18 protein-coding genes are annotated in these 20,400 nt (G+C 75.0%); 12 read left to right on the forward strand and 6 right to left on the reverse strand.

Annotation, left to right across the window (positions count from 1 at the left end; genetic code table 11):
- Positions 1-19 precede the first annotated feature (19 nt).
- Together IE180_RS18745 and IE180_RS18750 are read left to right on the forward strand one after the other, a co-directional pair.
- A complete protein-coding gene (locus IE180_RS18745) occupies positions 20-1,153 on the forward strand; it encodes an LLM class flavin-dependent oxidoreductase (protein ID WP_190158043.1) in 1,134 nt (377 codons plus the stop codon).
- Positions 1,150-2,514: an NtaA/DmoA family FMN-dependent monooxygenase gene (locus IE180_RS18750; protein WP_190158044.1), complete on the forward strand. Its 1,365-nt coding sequence runs from the start codon at positions 1,150-1,152 to the stop codon at positions 2,512-2,514. The genes IE180_RS18745 and IE180_RS18750 overlap by 4 nt, the downstream gene beginning before the upstream one ends.
- Positions 2,515-2,566: 52 nt before the next feature.
- On the opposite strand, the gene IE180_RS18755 is transcribed toward IE180_RS18750, so the two are convergent.
- A complete protein-coding gene (locus tag IE180_RS18755) occupies positions 2,567-4,462 on the reverse strand; it encodes an alpha/beta fold hydrolase (RefSeq protein ID WP_190158045.1) in 1,896 nt (631 codons plus the stop codon).
- A 434-nt stretch (positions 4,463-4,896) separates the two neighbouring features.
- Between IE180_RS18755 and IE180_RS18760 the strand changes: the two genes are divergently transcribed.
- Positions 4,897-5,172, forward strand: a complete 276-nt coding sequence (locus IE180_RS18760) for an alpha-amylase inhibitor (RefSeq protein WP_229860604.1) — start codon at positions 4,897-4,899, stop codon at positions 5,170-5,172.
- 234 nt (positions 5,173-5,406) lie between these two features.
- Here the strand turns inward: IE180_RS18760 and IE180_RS18765 are convergent, their stop codons facing one another.
- Entirely contained in the window at positions 5,407-6,009 is a 603-nt protein-coding gene (locus tag IE180_RS18765) for a TetR/AcrR family transcriptional regulator (RefSeq protein ID WP_190158047.1), read from the reverse strand.
- A 138-nt stretch (positions 6,010-6,147) separates the two neighbouring features.
- Between IE180_RS18765 and IE180_RS18770 the strand changes: the two genes are divergently transcribed.
- Positions 6,148-7,641 (forward strand): APC family permease, encoded by a 1,494-nt coding sequence (locus IE180_RS18770; protein ID WP_190158048.1) that lies wholly within the window; start codon positions 6,148-6,150, stop codon positions 7,639-7,641.
- 5 nt (positions 7,642-7,646) lie between these two features.
- Entirely contained in the window at positions 7,647-8,510 is an 864-nt protein-coding gene (locus IE180_RS18775; protein ID WP_190158049.1) for a carbon-nitrogen hydrolase family protein, read from the forward strand.
- A gap of 13 nt (positions 8,511-8,523) precedes the next feature.
- Here IE180_RS18775 and IE180_RS18780 read toward each other — a convergent pair whose 3' ends face one another.
- Genes IE180_RS18780 through IE180_RS18790 form a run of 3 tightly spaced genes read right to left on the reverse strand, consistent with a single transcriptional unit; the run spans position 8,524 to position 11,916 of the window.
- A complete protein-coding gene (locus tag IE180_RS18780; RefSeq protein ID WP_190158050.1) occupies positions 8,524-9,639 on the reverse strand; it encodes a PP2C family protein-serine/threonine phosphatase in 1,116 nt (371 codons plus the stop codon).
- A gap of 1 nt (position 9,640) precedes the next feature.
- Positions 9,641-11,332, reverse strand: coding sequence for an MFS transporter (locus IE180_RS18785; protein ID WP_190158051.1), 1,692 nt, complete (start codon positions 11,330-11,332; stop codon positions 9,641-9,643).
- Positions 11,329-11,916, reverse strand: coding sequence for a TetR/AcrR family transcriptional regulator (locus IE180_RS18790; RefSeq protein WP_190158052.1), 588 nt, complete (start codon positions 11,914-11,916; stop codon positions 11,329-11,331). The genes IE180_RS18785 and IE180_RS18790 overlap by 4 nt, the downstream gene beginning before the upstream one ends.
- Positions 11,917-12,213: 297 nt before the next feature.
- Here IE180_RS18790 and IE180_RS18795 point away from each other — a divergent pair, with 297 nt between their 5' ends.
- The 4 genes from IE180_RS18795 to IE180_RS18810 all read left to right on the forward strand — a co-directional run bounded on the left by IE180_RS18795 (position 12,214) and on the right by IE180_RS18810 (position 16,885).
- Positions 12,214-12,798: a TMEM165/GDT1 family protein gene (locus IE180_RS18795; RefSeq protein WP_190158053.1), complete on the forward strand. Its 585-nt coding sequence runs from the start codon at positions 12,214-12,216 to the stop codon at positions 12,796-12,798.
- Positions 12,799-13,123: 325 nt separating this feature from the next.
- A complete protein-coding gene (locus IE180_RS18800; RefSeq protein WP_190158054.1) occupies positions 13,124-13,741 on the forward strand; it encodes a TetR/AcrR family transcriptional regulator in 618 nt (205 codons plus the stop codon).
- The gene (locus tag IE180_RS18805) at positions 13,725-15,383 is read left to right on the forward strand and encodes an acyl-CoA dehydrogenase family protein (RefSeq protein ID WP_190158055.1); all 1,659 of its coding nucleotides are present in this window, start codon (positions 13,725-13,727) and stop codon (positions 15,381-15,383) included. The genes IE180_RS18800 and IE180_RS18805 overlap by 17 nt, the downstream gene beginning before the upstream one ends.
- Positions 15,384-15,586: 203 nt before the next feature.
- Positions 15,587-16,885, forward strand: coding sequence for a M20 metallopeptidase family protein (locus IE180_RS18810; RefSeq protein ID WP_190158056.1), 1,299 nt, complete (start codon positions 15,587-15,589; stop codon positions 16,883-16,885).
- Here IE180_RS18810 and IE180_RS18815 read toward each other — a convergent pair.
- On the reverse strand, positions 16,882-17,766 hold the full coding sequence (locus IE180_RS18815; RefSeq protein ID WP_190158057.1) for a LysR family transcriptional regulator: 885 nt from the start codon (positions 17,764-17,766) through the stop codon (positions 16,882-16,884). The two genes, IE180_RS18810 and IE180_RS18815, sit on opposite strands and share 4 nt — an antisense overlap.
- A gap of 130 nt (positions 17,767-17,896) precedes the next feature.
- Between IE180_RS18815 and IE180_RS37210 the strand changes: the two genes are divergently transcribed.
- The 3 genes from IE180_RS37210 (at position 17,897) to IE180_RS18830 (ending at position 20,174) form a co-directional block, all read left to right on the forward strand.
- Entirely contained in the window at positions 17,897-19,156 is a 1,260-nt protein-coding gene (locus IE180_RS37210; protein WP_190158058.1) for an MFS transporter, read from the forward strand.
- Positions 19,156-19,473, forward strand: coding sequence for a cupin domain-containing protein (locus tag IE180_RS18825; protein WP_190158269.1), 318 nt, complete (start codon positions 19,156-19,158; stop codon positions 19,471-19,473). Before IE180_RS37210 ends, IE180_RS18825 begins: the two co-directional genes overlap by 1 nt.
- Positions 19,474-19,535: 62 nt before the next feature.
- Positions 19,536-20,174, forward strand: coding sequence for a TOPRIM nucleotidyl transferase/hydrolase domain-containing protein (locus IE180_RS18830; RefSeq protein WP_190158059.1), 639 nt, complete (start codon positions 19,536-19,538; stop codon positions 20,172-20,174).
- Positions 20,175-20,400 lie beyond the last annotated feature (226 nt).

Consider the following 20,400-nt stretch of genomic DNA (forward strand, 5'->3'; position numbering starts at 1 on the left):
GTCGTTCGGAAGGACTCCCATGCCCCGCCCCGCCCTGCACCTGGCCGTCGAGATCGACGGCGACGGTGCCCATCCCGCCGCGTGGCGCCGTGCCGCCCACTCCCCCGGCGAGCTGCTGACCCCGCGCCGGCTCGCCCGGGTCGCGGCCGTCGCCGAGAACGCCGGGTTCACCCTGGTCACCCTGGAGGACTCGATCCTGCCGCCCGGCGCCGGGAACGGCCCCGGGGACGGGTCCGGCCCCGTGGGCCGGATCGGCGCGGTGGAGCGGGCCGCGTTCGTGGCCGCGTCGACGAGCGTCCTCGGCGTGGCGCCGGTCGTGGCGACCACGTACGCCGAACCGTTCCACGTCTCCTCACAGCTCGCCTCGCTCGACCACGTCTCGGCCGGCCGGGCCGGCTGGGTGGTGGGGGTCGAGGAGGACCCGGCGGCCGCCCGCGCCTGGGGGCGGCCGGCCGTCGAGGGCGCCGACGCCCTCGCCCGTGAGGCGCGTGACGGCCTCCGCGTCGTACGGGACCTGTGGGACTCGTGGGAGGACGACGCGGTGATCCGGTCGGTGGCCACCAGCCGCTACCTGGACCGGTCGCGGCTCCACTCCATCGACTTCACGGGAGAGACGTACTCCGTGAAGGGCCCGTCGATCGTGCCGCGCCCGCCGCAGGGCCGGCCCGTGGTGCTCGCCCGCCCGGGTCTCGTCCCGGCCGGTCTCGCCGACGTGGCCCTCGTCGGCGGGGCGACGCCGGCCGAGGCGGGTGGCGCGGCCGGCGCCGCCGGCGCGCCGCTCGCCTTCGCCGAACTCGAGGTCGCTCTCGACACCGCGGGCGAGACGGCCCGGGAGCGGATCGCCCACCTGGAGCGGTACGCCCCGTGGGAATCCGGCCCGGACCGGCTGCGGTACGCCGGCCCCGCGGCCGGTCTCGTGGACCTGCTGGCGGAGCTCGGCGGCCACGTCGACGGGGTGCGGTTGCGACCGCTCGTCCTCGACGAGGACCTGGCGGTGCTCTCCCGTCTCGTCCTGCCCGAACTGTTCGCGCGGCGGATCGCCGCGCGCCCGCTGCCGGGCACCACCCTGCGCGCCTCCCTGGGGCTCCCCCGGCCCCTCAGCCGCTTCACGACCGACGGCGCCGCCGCGCTCGTCCGGGAGGAGACCCGATGACCCGCGCCGATGCGCACGACGTCCCGCGCCCGGACGCCCGGCTGCACTTCGGGGTGTTCTTCCAGGGCGTCAACCACTGGACGATCTGGTCGGACCCGTCCAGCGGTTCCCAGATCGATCCGGCGTCCTTCCTGCGGGTGGCCAGGACCGCCGAGCGCGGCCTCTTCGACGCGTTCTTCCTCGGGGACGGCCTGCGGCTGCGCGAGTCGGAGGGCGGCATCCACGAGCTGGACGTCGCCGGCCGCCCGGACTCGATCACCCAGCTGTCGGCGCTCGCCGCCGCCACCGAACGGATCGGTCTCGTCTCCACGTCCAACACCACCTTCAACGAGCCCGGCGACCTCGCCCGGCGGCTCGCGGGGCTCGACCTGCTCTCCGGCGGCCGGGCCGGCTGGAACGTGGTGACCACCCACAACGCCTGGACCGGCGAGAACTTCCGGCGGGGCGGCTTCCTCGACCACGCCGACCGCTACCGGCGCGCCGAGGAGTTCCTGTCCGTCGCGCGCGCCGTGTGGAACGGCTGGGCGGAGGGCGCGGTCGCCGGTTCCGCCGAGGCCCGGTCCTGGTCGGTGCCGGGTGCGGTGGGACGCGTACGGTCGCGTACCGACCACTTCGACGTCGATCTGGCGCCGACGCTGCCGCGCAGCGCGCAGGGGCATCCGGTGATCTTCCAGGCGGGCGATTCCGGCGAGGGGCGGGACTTCGCGGCCCGCAACGCGGACGTGATCTTCTCCGCGCACGGTACGGACTTCGGCGACGCGCTGGCCTTCGCCGAGGACGTCCGGGGCCGGCTGCGGGCGGCCGGGCGGAGGGAGGACGCCCTGCGGATCCTGCCGGGTACGGAGATCGTCATCGGGGCCACCGAGAAGGAGGCGGAGGAGAAGGCCCGCTGGGTCCGCCTCGAACAGGTCACGCCCGCCGTCGCGCTGGGCATCGCGAGCCGGCTGTGGGGCTTCGACCTGTCCGGGCGGGACGCGGACGGGCCGCTGCCGGCCGAGGATCCGGTGGTCGCCGCGTACGACGGGAAGTTCGGCACCCGTCAGCTGGGCGAGACCCTGGACACGGTGGCCGAGTGGCGGGCGAAGGCCGATGCCCACGGCTGGTCGCTGCGCGAGACGGTCATCGAGCTCGGCCCGCAGCGCGGTCACGTGGGCACCCCGGCCGGGCTCGCGGAGAAGTTCGCCCGGTTCGCCCGGTACGGGGCCGTCGACGGCTTCAACGTCTCGCCGTACCTGGTGCCGGACGGGCTCGACGACATCGTCGAGCTGCTCGTGCCGGAGCTCCAGGAGCGGGGCGTGTACCGCACGGCGTACACGGGCACGACGCTGCGGGAGCACCTGGGGCTCGGGCCGGCGGTGTGACCGCGCGCCGTGGGTGTCCGCGGCAGCGGGCGCCCACGGCGCGGCCCCGGTTTCAGCCCAGCGGCAGTTCGAGGAAGGCCGGTGCTCCCTCCGGGGAGCTGAGGGCCGTCTGCGTCCAGGGCACGGAAGCGTCCCCGTACAGCGGGTCCTCGCTGTCGACGACCAGCATCAGACGGTGTCCCGGGGCGATGTCGTACGCGGCGGCCTGGAGCCGCCAGGTCACGGTGCGGTCCTGGCCGGGCGTCAGCCCGTACGCGTTGAGCGGCTCGTGGGTGATGATCCGGGCCGTGCCGTCCTCGGCGACGTCGAAGAGGCGGGCGACGAGTCCGGCCGAGGCGGCCGTGGAGCGGACGGTGAGGCGCAGCCGCGGGACGCCCCGGACACGGCGGCCGACCGTGTCGTCGCCCGCCGGGGAGGTGAGCGGTGAGGTGGTCCAGACGACGGCGTGCCGGCGGTCGATCTTGCGGGTGTCGTAGGTCTTGGGGTTGCCGGTGCGTTCCGCCCGGCCGGTCCTCATGAGGCCGTCCATGACGGTGGCCTCCGTGTCCGCGCCCGCGAGGAACGCGCGGCACCAGCCGGTGACCTCCGAAGGGGTCGTCGTCTCGCCCGCGGGGAGGAGCCGTCCGTCGGCGCCGTCCACGCCGTCGCCGGTGAGGCCGAAGACCTCGACGCCGGTGGTGACCCGGCGCCAGTCGGCGCGGCTCTCCCTGGAGGCCTCTTCGACGACGCGGCGCTCGCCGGTCGGTCCGCCGGTGGCGGGGTCGAGGACGGGTTCGGTGGCGTACGTGAACATCACCTGGCAGCAGACCTGTTCCCACCGCTCGACGCCGTTGCGTTCGCCCTTGAGGTGGTGGTCGAGCCAGGCGTACGCCTCGGCCAGGGGGAGGTTCGCCCCGCTGGGCTCCGTGCCGACGAGTCCCGGGCCCTCGGGGGCGGTGTGGTCGCCGATCCAGAGGTTGAGCCTCTTGGGGACCCGGAGGCCGTCGAAGGTCTCCAGGAGCTGGTTGACGGGGAAGAGCCCCTCGTGCCAGGTGTTCGAGAAGAGGGTGGGGGTCTCGTTCTCGTTGGTGAGGTGGAGGTACGACTCGGGGGCGCGCAGCCGGCCCCACTCGACGACCCGGTCGAGGTTCCGGCCGGCGAGGAAGTCGGCCAGGATCTCCTGGTTCGCCTCGTCGAACTTGGTCTCCGCCGGGCCGCCGGTGAGCGCGAGGAGTGCCTTCACGGCCGCGAGGTGGCGGGTGCCGTGGTCGTAGAGGCTGGTGGCGAGGTTCCCCCAGGTGCTGAGGGCGACGACGGCGGTGACGCGGTCGTCGTGGGCGGCGACGAGCTGGCTGATGCCGGAGCCGTAGGACGCGCCGAGGAAGCCGATCGCGCTCGGGGAGAGGTGTTCGACCGCGAAGTCGATGACGGCGGAGCCGTCGGCCCAGTCGTGGGGGCCCGCCACGTCGACGAAGCCTTCGGAGGTGGAGGGCAGTCCGGGGGTGCCGAGGCCGCGGGGCGTGTAGGCGAGGACGTGGTAGCCCCTGCGGGCGAGGTCGAGGTAGGACCGGAGGAACAGCGGCCAGCCGTGGGGGGTCCAGCCCGCCGGGACGACGACGAGCGGGTGGGGGCCTGGGGCCGACTGCCGGAGGCCGAGGGCGGAGAGGCGGATGCCGTCCGTGGCTTCGATGCGGTGGTAGGCGGGCGGGGCGAGGTCCCGCACCTCCTCGACGTACGCGGCGAGTTCGGCGGGGAGCAGGGCTCGGGGGGCGTCGCCGCCGTCGCCCAGGAGGGCGGTGGCGAGGGTCCGGCCGAGGCGGGCGACGCCGGGGTCGACGGTGCTGTCGGCGGCCCAGAGGCCGCGGCCGGTGAGACGGGAGGCCTCGGCGGCGGTGAGGCCCGTCGTGGTGCCCGGGAAGCCGGGGAACTCTTCGGACGATCCGTTGGCGAAGGGGCTGTCCTGGGGCACGGGCACCCGTTTCCTCTCCACTGGGCTGCTGGCGGTCCGCTCTGCGGACGGTCGCAAGCCTCACGTACCGGGAACGGAGCGACCAGAGCGCACGAACGGCGCACGGGACGCGCAACCGGGCGGCAGCGGCACAAGCCGCCCCGGACATGACGTTCGGGAGGACACGGGGGGGTGGCGCCGCCGGAGCGGGCGGGTGGTGGGCGGGATCCCGGCTTCGGTCGCGACGGAGGCGTGCGGGAGGTGCGCAACGTCTTTCAATCCCTGAAAGGGGATCTGACCTGCTTGTTTTCGCACACGAAGAGATCTTGACTGAAAATGTTTGCAGAAACTTGCATGAGCCTCCGTGTGGTCCGAGGATGCGGGGCATGGCACACCACATGACACGCATATCGCGTCCTCTCGCTCTCGCCGCCGTGACCGCGGCGGGTCTCTCCATGACCCTGACCACCGCCCCGTCCGCCGCGGCGGACACCGGATCGCCGGCTCCGGAGTGCGTGGAGTACTTCCAGAGCTGGCGCTACACCGACGTCCACAACGGCTGCGGCGACACCGTCTCCGTCACGGTCGAGTACACGGACGGCCAGTGGGCCCCGTGCCGCGTCCTCGAGCCCGGCGGCTGGGCGACCTTCTCCGGCTACGGGACGAGCGGCAACTACGTCACGGGGCTGCGGACGTGCGATCCGGCCCTCGTCACCGCCGGCGCCGCCTGAGCCGCGGAGATCGCGGAGATCGCGGAGATCGCGGAGATCGCGGAGATCGCGGAGATCGCGGACAGACGATCGCCCGAGGGGTCGCCCGCGAAGGCGTCGACGGTGCGGCGGCCGGTTCGGAGGCCCCTCGATCCGCTCGCGCCCGCAGCTCACCCGGCCGGCCCCTCGGACACGAGGGGCCGGCCGCCACCCCGCCGGAGAGCGGTACCTCGTGGCCGGCGACCTCCAGGACCCTCAAGGCGCGTCCGGCAGGTAGCCGGTCGCCGCGCGGGCGTAGGAGTGCAGGGCGGCGATCACCTCGCGGGGGGAGCGGCGGCCGGCGAGCACGTCCATCTGGTAGCCGTCCTCCATCGCCACGAAGTTGGCGGCGACGAGGCGGGCGGGGTCCGTCAGGGTGAAGCGGCCCTGGGCCTCGCCGAGGACCAGGACCCCCTGATAGACGCTGATCTGTCGCTCCGTCAGGGCGCTGTCGAGGGCGGCGGCCTTGGGGTCGCGGAGCGTGCGGGGCCAGTACTCGAACAGCAGTCGGGGCAGCCGGTCCTGGGGGCCCGACGCCACTCCGGACGCGATACAGGCGGTGAGCCGCTCCCGGGCGTCGGCGTGCCGCTCGACCGCCGCCTCGCGCTCGCGGCAGAACCGTTCCATGCCCTGCTGGAAGGTCTCGTACATCAGGGCGTCGAGGTCCTCGTAGTAGTAGAGGACGGCCGCGGGCGTGACTCCGGCCTCTTCGGCGACGTCCCTCAGCCGGAGCCCTTCGAGTCCGCGGTTGAGCAGGGCGCGCGCCGCGGCCTCGCCCAGCTGGGCACGCCGGGCCTCCTGGTCCTTGCTCCGCGCCATCGGGACTCCTCCGCCATCTCGTGAACTAAATCGGAAGCAAAAGATACAGCCACAGGCCTTGACCGCACCAAGCGTGATTCGTTAAATCTCCGTTTAACGAAAACGGGGCGACCGTACGCCCCTCACCGGGAGGCCCTCATGACCCGCGCATCCGACACGCCCCCTTCTCCGGCACCACCCCCCGGAAAGGGGCTGCGAGGAGATTCCGTCGGTCTCCTCGCCACGACGGCCCTCGGGCTCGCCTCCGTGGCCCCCGCCTACAGCATCGCGATCACCCTGGGCCTGGTGATCCTCGTGGTGGGCGACCGGGCCCCGGCCGCCCTCCTCCTCGGCTTCGTGCCGATCCTCCTGACGGCCTTCGCCTTCCGGGAGCTGAACCGGCGCATGCCGGACTGCGGCACGACCTTCGTGTGGAACACGCGGGCGTTCGGCCCGGCCGTCGGCTGGGTGGCGGGCGGCTGGACGGTCCTGGTCGCGACCGTCCTCGCGATGACCGCGCTCGCCCAGGTCGGAGCCTCCGCGCTGCTCGCCTTCCTCGGGCTCGACACGGCGGCCGGCAGCACCTTCGTCGTGACCTCCGTCGCCGTCCTCCTGATCGCCCTGGTCGTCACCGTCGCCTACCGGGGCATCCGGCTCGCCGCCCACGTGCAGTACGCGATGCTCGGCCTCCAGCTCCTCGCACTGCTCGTCTTCGGCGTCGCGGCCTTCGCCAGGGACGGCGCCGCCGCCCCGGCCCTGAGCTGGGTCGACCCCTTCTCCTTCGACGACTTCGGCTCCTTCGCCGAGGCGGTCCTCCTCTGTCTGTTCGTCTACTGGGGCTGGGACGCCCTGATCACCTTCAACGAGGAGACCGTCGACAGCGGCCGCACGCCCGGCAGGGCCGCGATCGTCTCCACCCTGATCCTGCTCGTCACCTACCTCTTCACCGCGTTCGCCGCGATCTCCTTCGCCGGGACCGGCACCGGCGGGCTCGGACTGGGCGACGAGAAGAACGCGGCCGACGTCCTCACCCACCTCGCGCCCACCGTGCTCGGCGGCGCCGCGAGCCGGGTCGTCACGCTCGCCATCGCCGTCTCGGCCGTCGGCGCCCTGCTGACCTGCGCGGGCTCCACCCCTCGGAGCACGCTCTCGATGAGCGCGCACGGCGCCCTGCCCCCCGCCTTCGCCCGCATGCACCCGCGCTTCCGCACCCCCGCCTTCGGGACCGTGTTCTGCGGAACCGTGGCGGCCGTCGCCCTGGTCCTGCTCACCCTGGTCTCCGCCGACTTCCTCGGCGACGCCATCCTGTCGATCGGCCTCCTGATCGCCTTCTACTACGGCGTCACCGGCTTCGCCTGCGCCTGGCACTTCCGCCGACAGCTGCGGAACTCCCCGCGCGACCTGCTGGTCAAGGGCGTCCTGCCGACGGCCGGCGGCCTGATGATGCTGGCGGCGTTCGTCCGCAGCGCCTACGACATGGCCGACCCCGGCTACGGCTCCACGTCGGTCGGCGGAGTCGGCGGGGTCTTCCTCCTCGGCGTCGGCTCGATCGTCCTCGGCGGCGTCGTGATGCCGCTCGTCCGCATCCGCCACCGCCGTTTCTTCCAGGACGGCCGCACGGCCGTCGCCACCCTGTCCGTCACGGAGAACTGACACCCATGCGCACCCTCGCCCTCGCCGCCCTCCAGACCACGCCCGTCACCCACGACCCGGAGGCCAGTTGGGAACGGTTCGCCGACCAGGTCCGCGCGGTACGCGACACCTTCCCGCACGTCCAGCTCGTCGTCGCCCCGGAACTGCTGCTCTCCGCGGAGGCGCCCCTGCTCCAGTCCCGCGCGGAGTGGATGCGGGAGGCCGCCGTACCGGTCCCCGGACGGCTGACGGACCGGCTCGGCGCCCTGGCCCGCGAGACCGGTCTCTGGCTGGTCCCGGGCAGCGTCTACGAGCGGGCCGACGACGGCCACGTCCACAACACCGCCCTCGCCGTCTCCCCCGCGGGCGAGATCGTCGCCCGCTACCGCAAGGTCTTCCCCTGGCAGCCGTACGAGCGGACGCGGCCCGGCAGCGAGTTCGTCGTCTTCGACCTGCCCGGCATCGGCCGCGCGGGCCTTGCCATCTGTTACGACGGCTCGTTCCCCGAGACCGTGCGCCAGCTGGCCTGGCTGGGCGCCGAGGTCGTCATCCAGCCGACGCTGACCACCACCCGCGACCGCGAGATGGAACTGGTCTGCGCCCGGGCCAACGCCTGGACCAACCAGGTGTACGTCGTCAACGTCAACGCCGCCGACCCGGCCGGGGTCGGCGCAAGCGCCGTCGTCGACCCGGAGGGGACGGTCCGGCAGCAGGCGGGGAGCGGGGAGGAGGTCCTCGTCGACGTCCTCGACCTCGACGCCGTCACCCGCGTCCGTACGTACGGCTCCGCCGGCATCAACCGGCCCTGGGCCCAGCTCGCCCGTTACGGCGACCGGATCGAACTGCCCATGTACGGGGGCACCTTCCGGCCGGTGCCGGCGCGCGACTGAGCGGCGCGGCCCGTCAGCCGGGTCCCACGGGCGGGCGGACCACGAGGACGGCGGCCACGTCGTCGTCGAGGCCGTCCGCGCCGTAGGCGGCGAGGTCCCGGTGGAGGAGCGCGGGCAGCTCCGCGGCCGGCTCCCGGGCCCAGCCCCGCAGGCGCAGCTCCAGCGGGTAGAAGGTTCCGGCCCGGTCGCGGGTCTCGCTGACGCCGTCGGTGTAGAGGAGCAGGCGGTCCCCCGGCCCGAAGGGCACCTCCTCGATCCGGTGGTGGCTGTCGGCGAGACCGGCGAGGTTGACGGGCAGCGAGGGGTCGGCGAAGTGCACGGGCTCGACGCCGATCGCCCGCTGGAGCAGCGGGGCGGGGTGGCCGCAGCTGAGGAGCCGGGCGACGTCACGGCCGTCGGGGAGTTCCACCAGGACGACGGTGGCGAAGCGTTCGGCGGCGTCGGAGTCCGGATCCCAGGCGCCGTAGCGGGCGAGGCCCTCGTCCAGGCGGTCCGCGAGGTCCGCGAGGTCGCGGGCCTCGTTGACGGCGGCGCGGAAGGAGCCGAGCAGGACGGAGGCGGTCTCGACGGCGCCCAGGCCCTTCCCCTGGACGTCGCCGAGCATGACGCGCACCGCGCCGGGGATCCTGACGGCCTCGTAGAAGTCGCCGCCGATCCTCGCCTTGGCCGCGGCCGCGACGTACAGCAGGTGCAGGTCGAAGCGGCCGAGGTGCTCGGGCAGCGGGCGCAGCACGACCCGCTGGACCACCTCGGCGACGGCGGTGACCTCGCGCAGGTCCCGCTCGTACCGGGCCCTGACCCGGCTGACCCAGGCCGCGGCGACGGTCGCCGCCGCGAGCACCGTCTCGCTGGCGATGAGCTCGGCGGCGGTCGCCACCTCCCGGGTCGGGGCGAGGAGCACGCGGACGACCATGGCGAGCAGCCCGATGCCGACGGTCCCGCGCACGCTCCAGGTGACGGCGGCGAGCGCGGGCGCGGCGACGAGGAGCCGGTCGAAACGCTCCCGGTCGGGAGTGAGCAGATCGGCGACGACCGTCAGGACCAGGACCAGGAAGGGCAGCGCGCGACCGAGGTGGAACTGGGTGCGCGCCGCCGCGCCGGGGGGACGGCGGCGACCGGCTGCGGGCATCTCATGATCGTACGCAGGGCCGTCCGTCGGGCCGGGGTGCCGCAGGGTCCGGGCGTGTCCCCCGGTGGTCGGCCCGGCCGGGCAGGGCCAGGGCGGACGGGACGGCGAGCGCGGCGATCGCCGCCAGGGCCGGCAGCGCGGCGCCCCGGGCCGGTACGAAGCCGCCGTCGGGGAGGAGGGCGAGGAGGAGGGCCGCGGTGGCGACGCCGAGCGCAGGGCCGATGTTCATCGCGGTCTGCTGGAGACCGCCGGCGACGCCGGCGTGGGCCTCGGGGGCGCGGTGCACGACGACGGAGGTCGCGGTGACCATGAGCGTGACGAAGCCCGCGCCGAGAAGCGCGGCGGCGGCGCCGACGGAGGCCGCGCCGGCGGTCGTGTCGAGCCGGGAGAGCAGCAGGACCCCGAGCGTGAGCAGCCCGGCCCCGGCGGTGGCGGTGCGCCGGGGGCCGAAGCGGCGCTGGAGCGGCGGGCAGAGCGGCGCGCCGAGGACCATGAGGGCGGGGAGGGGCAGGACGCGCAGCGCGCAGTCGAGGGGGTCGAGCCCCTGGACGTCCTGGAGGAAGTACGTCGTCACGAAGAGCGTGCCGGAGAGGGCCGCGGAGGCCGCGAGGAGCGCGGTGAGCCCCGCGCCGACCGGCACGCTCCGGAGGAGCTCCGGGGGCAGGAGCGGGTCGGCGGCGCGCCGCTCGTGCCGCGCGAAGGCCGTCCCGGCGCCGAGGGCCGCGCTCCAGGCGAGGAGGGCGGCGCCGATGCCACCGGGACGGGACGCCTCGTCGAGGCCGTGGACGAGCAGTCCGAGCGCGGCGGCGAGGAGAAGGGCCCCGAGCGGGTCGAGCGCGAGGCGGGGCGCCGGGCGCTCGACGGGGGCGGAGCCGGGCGCCGGGCGGTCGACGGGGTGCGGCGGCAGGCGGTCCGGCGGGGCCGGGAGGCCACGCGGGTCGGCCGCGGCGGGGCCGGACGCCCGGCGGTCGGGGAGATCCGTCCGCCGGTGGTCCGGCGGGGACGGCGCACCGAGCGGGTCGGCCGCGGCGGGGCCGGGTGCCCGGCGGTCGGCGGGGTCCGTCGGGTCGGCGGGGTCCGTCGCCCGACGGCCCGTCCGCGGCAGGACGCCGAGCAGGACGGACCCCCTGGCGTCGGGCGGCTCCGGTCGCCGGTGGCCCGGTGGGGTCAGGGCGAGGAGACCGATGGCGAGGGTCGGGGGGACGCCGAGGAGGAAGACCGCGCGCCAGCCGTACGAGGAGACCAGCGCGCCTCCGACGAGGGGGCCGGCCGCGGCGGCGAGGCCGATGGCGGCGGTGCGCACGGCGATCGGGGTCGCCAGCCGCTCGGGCGGGAAGGCGGTGCGCAGCATGCCGAGGGTGGCGGGCTGGAGGAGCGCCCCGCAGACCCCCTGGAGCACGCGGAGCGCGATCACGGTGCCGATGCCGGGGGCCAGGGCGATTCCGGTGGAGACGGCGGCGAAGCCGAGGGCGCCGACGGCGAAGACCCGGTGGTGGCCGTACCGGTCGCCGAGGCGGCCCGCGAGGACGAGGAGGCTCGCGACGGCGACGAGGTAGCCGGTGCTGGTCCACTGCACCTGGCCGACCTCGGCGCCCAGGTCGCGCTGGAGGGCGGGTTGGGCGACGGTCAGGACCGTGCCGTCGAGGGCGACGACGGCGGCGCCGACGACGCTGCAGGCGAGGGTGCGGTTCACGGGGCGGGCTCCACGGGTCCGAGGTGGGCGTCGAGCGCGGCGGACAGGAGGGGGCCCGGGTCGTCGCCGCCGGTGGCGAGGCGGAGGCTGCCCCAGTGCCAGAGCTGGGCGAGGCCGTGCAGGTTGGCCCAGAGGGCGCCGGCGACGAGGGCGGGGTCGGCCGCCGGGCGGACGCGGGCGACGAGCCCGGTGAGGTGGGCGAAGAGCGGCAGGCTGGTCTCGCGGAGCCCGAGCCGTCCGCTCTCCAGCAGGTCGTGCCGGAACATCAGCTCGTACATGCCGCGCCGGGTGTCGGCGTAGTCGAGGTAGACGCGGGCGAGCACCCCGATCCGTTCGCGGGCCGTGGCCCCTTCGGGGTCCGCCTCGGCGACGCGGGCGGCCAGTTCGGCGAAGCCTCGGCGGGCGATGGCGGAGAGCAGTTCCAGGTGGGTGGGGAAGTACCGCCGTGGGGCTCCGTGGGAGACGCCGGCGCGGCGGGCGATCTCGCGGAGCGAGAGGGCTTGCACCCCCTCGGCGTTCACCAGCTCGACGCCGACCCCGACGAGCCGGTCAGGCAGCCCGTCCGCATGCTCTTTCCGTGTCATGGACACTGTCTACCAAGAGCGAGTAGACAGTGTCTACCCACCGTCGCGCTCGCGTCCGTTACACTGGGCGACAGCGAAGGGGAGTAGCCCTGCGAACCGGTCGTCGACACACTGGAGCCCTCGGGTTCCCGGTGACCGGGTCCGCGGATCACGCGGACGGGCGAGACCTTCGGCCAGGCAACAGCCGCGTCCGCGTTCCCGTGGGCGTGGTCCGTCATGCCGGGCCGAGTGGTCCTCCCGTCGCCCACCGAGGTGGCGCCCGGAGCCACGGGGCCCGGACCGAGCAGAGAGCCCCCTATGCACCTCGACCCCTTGGCGATCCTCACCGCCTTCGGGCTGATCTTCCTCGCCGAGCTTCCCGACAAGACGATGTTCGCGTCCCTCGCCATGGGCACGCGCATGCGCCCGCTGTACGTGTGGATCGGCACCTCCACCGCCTTCCTGGCCCACGTCGCCCTCGCGGTGGGCGCCGGCAGCCTGCTCGGGCTGCTCCCGGGCTGGACCGTCAAACTCGTCTCGGCCCTGATGTTCGGCTTCGGCGCCTTCATGCTGCTGCGCGGCGGGGGCGACGACGACGAGGCCGACGAGGGCGGCCGGACGGTCAGCGGCTTCTGGCCCGTCTTCTCGACCGCGTTCATGGCCGTCTTCATCAGCGAATGGGGCGACCTGACCCAGATCACCACCGCGAACCTGGCCGCCACCAACGGCACCTGGTCGACGGCGATCGGTTCGTTCGCCGCCCTGACGACGGTCTCCGCACTCGCCCTGGTCGCCGGCCGCTTCATCGCCAAGCGCGTCCCCCTCAAGACCGTGCAGCGCATCGGCGGCATCTGCATGGCGGGGCTCGCAATCTGGTCGCTGACCGAGGTCTTCACCGGCTGAGCAGGTCCCGGCTCCGGCGCACGCCCCTTCCCGTACCGGGGAGGGGCGTGCGCCGTTCCGGCCGAGCCGGCGAGCGCCCCGGACCCGGCGGGGGCGCCACGGGTCCGCGGCGAGCCGGACGGCCTCCTCGCGCTCGTGGGGTCGCACTTCACGTACGAGGAGAAGAAGCTCGTCACGACCCTGGACGGGCTCGACGCCCCGCTGCCGGGCGGCTTCGCGCTCCGCGGCCCGACGGGCGGTCGAGGGGCCGGGCGCCCTCCCCCTCCGGGTGGGCGCCTTCCCCCGGTCCCTTGATGAAGCAATGAATCACTGCTTCACTCCTTCCATGCCCTACCGACGCACGCCCGCCGTCCAGGCCCGGCTCGACGCCCAGCGCGCGTCGGTCGTCGACGCGGCCCTCGAGCTGCTCGCCGAACAGGGGTACGCGGGCTGCACGATGGCCGCCGTCGCCGCGCGCGCCGGGATCGCCACCGGCAGCGTCTACCGCCACTTCCCGAGCAAGGCGGAACTCGCCGTCGAACTGTTCAGGACGGTGGTGAGCCGGGAAGTGGCGGCGGTTTCCGAGGCGGCCGCGCACCCCGGGCACGGTTCGGCGGCCGAGCGGGTGGTCGCCGTGATCGAGACCTTCGCCCAGCGGGCCCTGAAGTCGCCGCGCCTCGCCTACGCGCTGCTCGCCGAACCGGTCGACCCGGCCGTGGACGCGGAGCGGCTGGTCTTCCGGCGCGCGTTCCGGGACGTGTTCGCCGCGCGCGTCCAGGAGGGCGTGCGCTCGGGCGAACTGCCGCCCCAGGACGCGTTCCTGACCGCATCGGCGCTGGTCGGGGCTGGCGCGGAGGCACTCGTCGGACCGCTGGCGGAGGGGGCCGTCGGCCCCGGGACCGTATCCGCACTCGTCACGTTCACCCTGCGAGCACTGGGAGTTCCCGATGCCGACCACGCATGAGGTCACCAACCAGGTACCGCCGCTGACCGGCCATGACGTCTCCGCCGACCCCGCGCTCCTGGAGGCGCTGCGCCGGGAGGGGGCGGGCTGGGCCGAGGCCGAGGTCCGTGAGCTCGGGGCGAGGGCGGGAGGCGAGGAGGCCCAGGAATGGGGCCGGCTCGCCGAGCGCCACTCCCCCGTGCTGCACACCCACGACCGGTACGGCCACCGGGTCGACGAGGTCGAGTTCCACCCGTACTGGCACGAGCTGATGGACGTGGCCGTACGGCACGGCCTGCACGGGGCTCCCTGGCGCGACGAGCGGCCGGGCGCGCACGTGGCGCGCGCGGCCAAGGTGTTCGTGTGGGGGCAGGCCGACGCGGGACACCTGTGCCCGGTCTCCATGACGTACGCGGCGGTGCCCGCGCTGCGCGTCCAGCCCGAACTCGCCGAGGTGTACGAGCCGCTGCTCACCTCCTCCGCGTACGACTTCGGGCTGCGGGTGCCGACGGAGAAGCGCGGGATCATCGCCGGGATGTCGATGACCGAGAAGCAGGGCGGCTCGGACGTCCGGGCGAACACGACCCGTGCCGTGCCGACGGGCGAGCCCGGGCAGTACGCGCTGACCGGGCACAAGTGGTTCACCTCGGCGCCGATGTCGGACGTCTTCCTCACCCTGGCGCAGGCTCCCGGCGGCCTGTCCTGCTTCCTGGTGCCCCGGGTGCTGCCCGACGGCAGCCGCAACGCGATCCGGCTCCAGCGGCTCAAGGACAAGCTGGGCAACCGGTCCAACGCCTCCTCCGAGATCGAGTACGAGGGCGCCCTCGGCCGGCTGGTCGGCGAGGAGGGGCGCGGGGTGGCCACCATCATCCGGATGGTCAACATGACGCGGCTCGACTGCGCCCTCAGCTCGGCCTCCGGCATGCGGCTCGGGCTCGTGCAGGCCGTGCACCACGCCACGCACCGCGCGGCGTTCGGGGCGCGCCTCGTGGACCAGCCGCTGATGCGGAACGTCCTCGCCGACCTGGCGGTGGAGGCGGAGGCCGCGACGGTCGCGTCGCTGCGGCTGGCCGGGGCGGTGGACCGGGCGGCCCGCGGCGACGCCGAGGAGGAGCAGCTGCGCCGGCTCGGTCTCGCGGTCACCAAGTACTGGGTGTGCAAGCGGGCCCCGGCGCACGCGGCCGAGGCCCTCGAATGCCTCGGTGGCAACGGCTACGTCGAGGACTCGGGTCTGCCGAGGCTCTACCGGGAGTCGCCGCTGCCGTCGGTCTGGGAGGGCTCGGGGAACGTCGCCGCGCTCGACGTGCTGCGGGCGATGTCCCGTCAGCCGGAGGCGGTGGAGGCGTACTTCGCGGAGGTCGACCGGGGCGCGGGCGCCGACCGGCGGCTCGACGCGGCGGTCGCGGGCCTCCGCAAGGACCTCGCCGGGCTCGGCGACCCGGACGCGGTGGCGTACGGGGCCCGACGCCTCGTCGAGCGCCTCGCCCTGGTCCTCCAGGGTTCCCTGCTCGTCCGGCACGGCCACCCGGCGGTCGCGGACGCGTTCTGCGCCTCCCGCCTCGACGGAGACCGGGGCCTCGCCTTCGGGACGCTGCCGGCAGGTGTGGACACGGCGGCCATCATCGCGCGGAGCGGCCCGGAGGCGGTGAGCACTCCGGCCTGACCGGTGCGGAGCCGGCCCGGCCGGTACCAGCCGTCCGGGCCGGCCTGACCGGTGCCTCGCCTGCCGCCGCCCCGGGCGGCCGGCCCGCGCGGTCACGGGTACGGCGCGCCGCGCCGTACCTCGCCCCGGCGCCTCCCTGGTGGCAGGGTGGTGACGCACGGTTCCCGGGCCGCGGCACCGGCCCGTACGAGAGGGAGACCCCGTTGGGCAGCGAGGCGATCCACGACGAACTGGACGAGCGGGCGGCCGACACGGCCGATCGGGTGGTGGCCTGGCGGCGCCATCTGCACCGGCATCCCGAGCTGTCCAACCGGGAGGAGAACACGGCCCGTCTGGTGGCGGACCAGCTGCGCGCCCTGGGTCTCGACGAGGTCCGTACGGGCATCGCCGGGCACGGGGTCGTCGGCGTCCTGCGCGGGGCGGGACCGGACGGCGGGCGGGTCGTGGCGCTGCGGGCGGACATGGACGCGCTGCCGGTGCGGGACCTGTGCGGGGCGGACTTCGCCTCCGAGGCGGTGGACGCCGACTACCCGGGCGGCCCGTTCCCCGTCTCGCACGCGTGCGGGCACGACTGCCACACGGCGATGCTGATGGGTGCCGCGACGGTGCTCGCGGGCGTCCGGGAGCGGCTTCCCGGCACGGTCCTCTTCGTGTTCCAGCCCGCCGAGGAGGGCCCGCCGGTGGCGGAGGAGGGCGGGGCGCGGGCGATGGTCGAGGCGGGTGCCTTCGCCGGCCCGGTGCCGACGATGGCCTTCGGCATGCACGTGACGCCGTATCCGAAGGGGTACGTGGGGTACCGGATCGGCAACCAGTACGGCGCGTCCACCCTGGTCCGCGTCGTCGTCACCGGAAAGCAGGTACACGGCTCCACGCCCTGGGAGGGCGTCGACCCGATGCCGGCGGCCGGCGCGGTCCTCACCGGCATCGGCCAGCTGTACCGGCAGGTCTCGGCCTTCGATCCGGTCACGGTGACGATCGGGCACGTCGAGGACGTGGGCCGCTTCAACATCATCGGCCAGACGGTGACGCTGTGGGGCACGGTCCGCTGCGCCGTGGAGTCCGACATGGCCGAGGTCCAGCGTCGTCTGACGACGCTGGCCGAGCACTCCGCGGCGGCGTACGGCGCCACGGCCTCGGTGGAGTACCTGCAGTCCGTGCCGCCCGTGCACAACAGCGGGCCGTGGGTGGAGGCCGGGCTGCCGACCCTCCGCCGGGTGGTCGGAGACGAGCGCGTCGTGGAGACGGGGGCGACGCTCGGGTACGACGACGTCTCCGAGTTCATCGGCCGGTTCGGCGGCCTGTACGTGATGCTGGGCGTCCAGGACGCCACGCTGGACGCCTCGGGCAGACCGGTCCCGGTGGAGGGCGGGCGCGGCCTCGTCACCAACCACAACCCGCACTTCTACGCCGACGACGACACCCTCGTCACCGGCGTCCGCCTCCACGCGCACGTGGCGTACGACCATCTGGCGGGCGCCCTGGTCGCGCGGCGGGAGGGCTAGAGGGCCGCGACGACCGCCGTCACGAAGGCCCTGAGCGGAGCCGAGTCGGAGGCGGTCGGCCACACCAGGCCGTACTCCAGGGGCGGGAGGCCGCGCAGGGGGACGTAGGCGATGCCGGGGCGGGGATGGTACCGGGCGCCGCGGGCCGCGCCGGGGGACGCGCCCCGGCCCGCGGTCACGTGGGAGAGGACCTCCTGCCAGGTGGCGGCGGCCGGGCCCCGGCCGACGGGGGCTCCGGACGGGGTGCTGCGCGGGTAGTGGTGGTCGGCCCAGTGGCGGGGGACGGCGCCGCCGGGAGCGATCAGGTCGAGGCCCGCGAGGTCCTCCGGGCCGAGGGCGGTGCGGGTCGCCAGCGGGTGGCCGGCGGGCAGGAGGAGCACCCGCTCGTCGGTGACGACGACGGGACCGGTGGTGAGGTCCGGCTCGCGCACGGGGAAGGCGGTGCACTGGACGTCCAGCGTTCCGTCCTGGAGGGCGCGGACCCCGCCGTCGAGGGGGACCTCGTGGACGGTGATCTCGCAGCCCGGGTGGAGGGCGGTCACGGCCTCGGCGGCGGCGGTGAGCAGCTCGCCGCCCCAGGGGGTGCCGAAGCCGACGCGCAGCCTGCCGTGGACGCCGCGCCCGGCGGCGGTGGCGCGTTCGAGAGCGGCCCGCATCTGCCGGTGGGCGGGCAGGAGGTCCTCGTACAGGGCGTGGCCGACGGGGGTGAGCCGGACGCTGCGGCTGGTGCGGGCGAAGAGCGGGGTGCCGACGCGGCGCTCCAGCTTCTTGACGGTCTGGCTGATCCGGCCGGTGGAGACGCCGAGGCGCTCGGCGGTGCGTCCGAAGTGGAGTTCCTCCGCGAGCGTGAGGAACGCTTCCAGTTCGTACCGTTCGAGCACCGGCCCCACCCCTTGACGTCCCCTGATCGTTGAGCGTGGCTCAACGCCGGTTTCATGATGACACCTTGATCGGCCGGGGTGGCGGCCGGGAGCCTGGGGGCGTCCCCCTCCCCCGTACGGAAGGGCCTCCGTGGTCCCACGCACCTCCGCCCCCGCCGCCTCCGCCCCGCACGTGAACGTCCTGCTCCTCGCCGTGGCGGGAGCGGTCGCCGTGGCCAACATCTACTTCCCGCAGCCGCTGCTCGCCGCCGTGGCGCGCGGCCTGGACGTGTCGGAGCGGACGGCGGGGGCGATCGCCTCGGCCACCCAGATCGGGTACGCGCTCGGCATCCTGCTGCTCGTGCCGCTCGCCGACTCCGCGCGGCTGCGCCGCCTCACCTCGGTGCTGCTCGCCCTGACCTGTGCCGCCCTGCTCGTCGCGGCGGCGGCGCCCGACGTGGTCACCCTGACGCTCGCGACCCTCGCGCTCTCCACCACGACGGTGCTGCCGCAGATCCTCACCCCGGTGGCGGCGGTGCTCGCCGGCCCCGGACGGCAGGGGCGGGTCGTGGGTCTGGTGGGTCTGGGCCTGACGCTGGGATCGACGCTCTCCCGTACGGTCTCGGGCGCCGTGGCCGACGCGAGCGGCAGCTGGCGGACGGCCTACGCGGTGGCGGCCGTGGCGACGGCGGCGCTGCTCCCCGTGCTCCCCCGCCGGCTGCCCGAACGGCTGGGGTCGCGGGGGGACACCTCGTACGCCGGGCTCCTGGCCGGGCTTCCGCGGCTCCTCGCGGTCCACCGGGAGCTGCGGATCCCGGCGCTGCTCGGGGCGTGCGTCTTCGCGGCGTCCAGCGTCTTCTGGTCGGTGCTCGCCTTCCACCTGGCGGCCCCGCCGCTCGGGTACGGGCCGGGGGCGGTGGGCCTCTTCGGGGTGCTGACCCTGCCGGCGGCGTTGCTCTCGGCGGCGGCGGGGCCGCTGACCGACCGGTACGGGGCCCCTGCGGTGAACGCCGGGGGGCTGGTGTGCGCGGGGCTCGGCCTCGCGGCGGCCGGACTCGCCCCGTACGCCCCCGTGGCCCTGGTGGCCGGGGCGAACCTGCTGGTGGTCGGGGTCAGCTCGTGCCAGGTGGCCGGTCAGGCGCGGATCTTCGGGATCGGCCGGGCGGTGGCGGCCCGGGTCAACACGGTCTTCATGCTGGCCACGTTCGGCGGCGGGGCCCTCGGCTCCCTCGCCGGGGCCTGGCTGTACGGGGCGCACGGCTGGTCGGCCGCTCTGCTCGCCGCGGGGGCGTGCGTCGTCGCCGGCGGGCTCGTGGTGGTCTCCGGGCGACCGGCGGTCCCGAGTTGCGTCCGGGACGTCACACGGGAGGCTGGGGGTATCCGCCCGCGCATCCCGCAGGGAGAGTCATGATGCTGGACCTCACCGCCCTCGCCGACGAACACCTGACCGCGGCCCGTACGGCGCCGCACGGGCGCAGCGCCCATCTGGTGATGCACGACGGGGTGCTGCGGCAGACCGTCATCGCCCTGACCTCGGGCACGTCCCTGGACGAGCACAACGCGCCGCCGGCCGCGAGCCTCCAGGTGCTGCGGGGCCGGGTGAGCCTGACGGCGGCCGGGCGGTCCGAGGAACTGCGGTCCGGCACGCTGCGGATGATCCCCAAGGAACGGCACGGGCTGACGGCGCTGGAGGACGCGGTGGTGCTCCTCACGGCCGTGAACGACTGAGGGAAGGCGCCCGGTCGGATATTCGCTGCCCCGCCGGCCGGTGGACGGGCAGACTCGCCCCCATGACGGACACGAGGGCAGCGGCGGACACGAAGGCGTTCCGGGACGAGGTGGGCCGCTGGGCGGCCGGTGGTTCCGACGGGGACACGGCGCGGGGGCTGGCCGTGGCACTGGGGCTGCGCACGGCGGTGCTCCTGGAGGGCCCGAGCGACTTCGCGGCCGTCGGGACGCTGGCCGCGCGGCGCGGCCGGGACCTCGCCGCGGAAGGCGTGTGCGTGGTGTCCATGGGCGGGGCGATGAGCGTCGCCCGCTACGCCGAACTGCTCGGACCGCCCGGTCTCGGCCTGCGCCTGACGGGTCTGTGCGACGAGCGCGAGCGGGGCTTCTACGAGCGGGGCCTGCTGCGGGCCGGAGCCCCCCGCGAGGACTTCTTCGTCTGTGTGGCGGACCTGGAGGACGAGCTCATCCGCGCGCTGGGCCCGGCGAAGGTCGAGGAGATCATCCGGAGGGAGGGCGACCTGCGCCCCTGGCAGACCTTCCTGACCCAGCCCGCCCAGCACGGCCGGCCCCGGCACCGGCAGCTGCGGCGCTTCCTCGGCACGAAGAAGGGCCGCAAGATCCGCTACGGCACCCTCCTGGTGGAGGCCCTGGACGCCGACCGGGTGCCGGCGCCGCTCGACGGCCTCCTGGCGAGCGTGTGAGCGGCGGGAGGCGCGACGTCACCTGCTCGTTCCGAAGGCACGGGAGCGGACGCCTCCGGGTCCGGTCGCGTGGGCCCGGGCGTCACGTCGAGCCGGGAGACGCGCCCCTGCCGGTCGATCCGCACGTCCAGCGGCCGGGGCACCAGGACGCCGTCCCGCGTCCAGGTCCAGCGGGTCGTCCACCCCAACTCCGCCCGCCTCCCCACGGGGTACGTCGCGTGGGCCC

This window comes from Streptomyces litmocidini, assembly GCF_014649755.1.
GTDB lineage: Bacteria > Actinomycetota > Actinomycetes > Streptomycetales > Streptomycetaceae > Streptomyces > Streptomyces litmocidini.

What these genes read in the sequence shown, in the direction of transcription:
- IE180_RS18745 (WP_190158043.1), top strand. Translation starts at nt 20, where the DNA reads ATGCCCCGCCCCGCCCTGCACCTGGCCGTCGAGATCGACGGCGACGGT.
- IE180_RS18750 (WP_190158044.1), top strand. Translation starts at nt 1,150, where the DNA reads ATGACCCGCGCCGATGCGCACGACGTCCCGCGCCCGGACGCCCGGCTG.
- IE180_RS18760 (WP_229860604.1), top strand. Translation starts at nt 4,897, where the DNA reads ATGACCCTGACCACCGCCCCGTCCGCCGCGGCGGACACCGGATCGCCG.
- IE180_RS18765 (WP_190158047.1), bottom strand. Translation starts at nt 6,009, where the DNA reads ATGGCGCGGAGCAAGGACCAGGAGGCCCGGCGTGCCCAGCTGGGCGAG.
- IE180_RS18770 (WP_190158048.1), top strand. Translation starts at nt 6,148, where the DNA reads ATGACCCGCGCATCCGACACGCCCCCTTCTCCGGCACCACCCCCCGGA.
- IE180_RS18775 (WP_190158049.1), top strand. Translation starts at nt 7,647, where the DNA reads ATGCGCACCCTCGCCCTCGCCGCCCTCCAGACCACGCCCGTCACCCAC.
- IE180_RS18780 (WP_190158050.1), bottom strand. Translation starts at nt 9,639, where the DNA reads ATGCCCGCAGCCGGTCGCCGCCGTCCCCCCGGCGCGGCGGCGCGCACC.
- IE180_RS18790 (WP_190158052.1), bottom strand. Translation starts at nt 11,916, where the DNA reads ATGACACGGAAAGAGCATGCGGACGGGCTGCCTGACCGGCTCGTCGGG.
- IE180_RS18795 (WP_190158053.1), top strand. Translation starts at nt 12,214, where the DNA reads ATGCACCTCGACCCCTTGGCGATCCTCACCGCCTTCGGGCTGATCTTC.
- IE180_RS18800 (WP_190158054.1), top strand. Translation starts at nt 13,124, where the DNA reads ATGCCCTACCGACGCACGCCCGCCGTCCAGGCCCGGCTCGACGCCCAG.
- IE180_RS18805 (WP_190158055.1), top strand. Translation starts at nt 13,725, where the DNA reads ATGCCGACCACGCATGAGGTCACCAACCAGGTACCGCCGCTGACCGGC.
- IE180_RS18825 (WP_190158269.1), top strand. Translation starts at nt 19,156, where the DNA reads ATGCTGGACCTCACCGCCCTCGCCGACGAACACCTGACCGCGGCCCGT.
- IE180_RS18830 (WP_190158059.1), top strand. Translation starts at nt 19,536, where the DNA reads ATGACGGACACGAGGGCAGCGGCGGACACGAAGGCGTTCCGGGACGAG.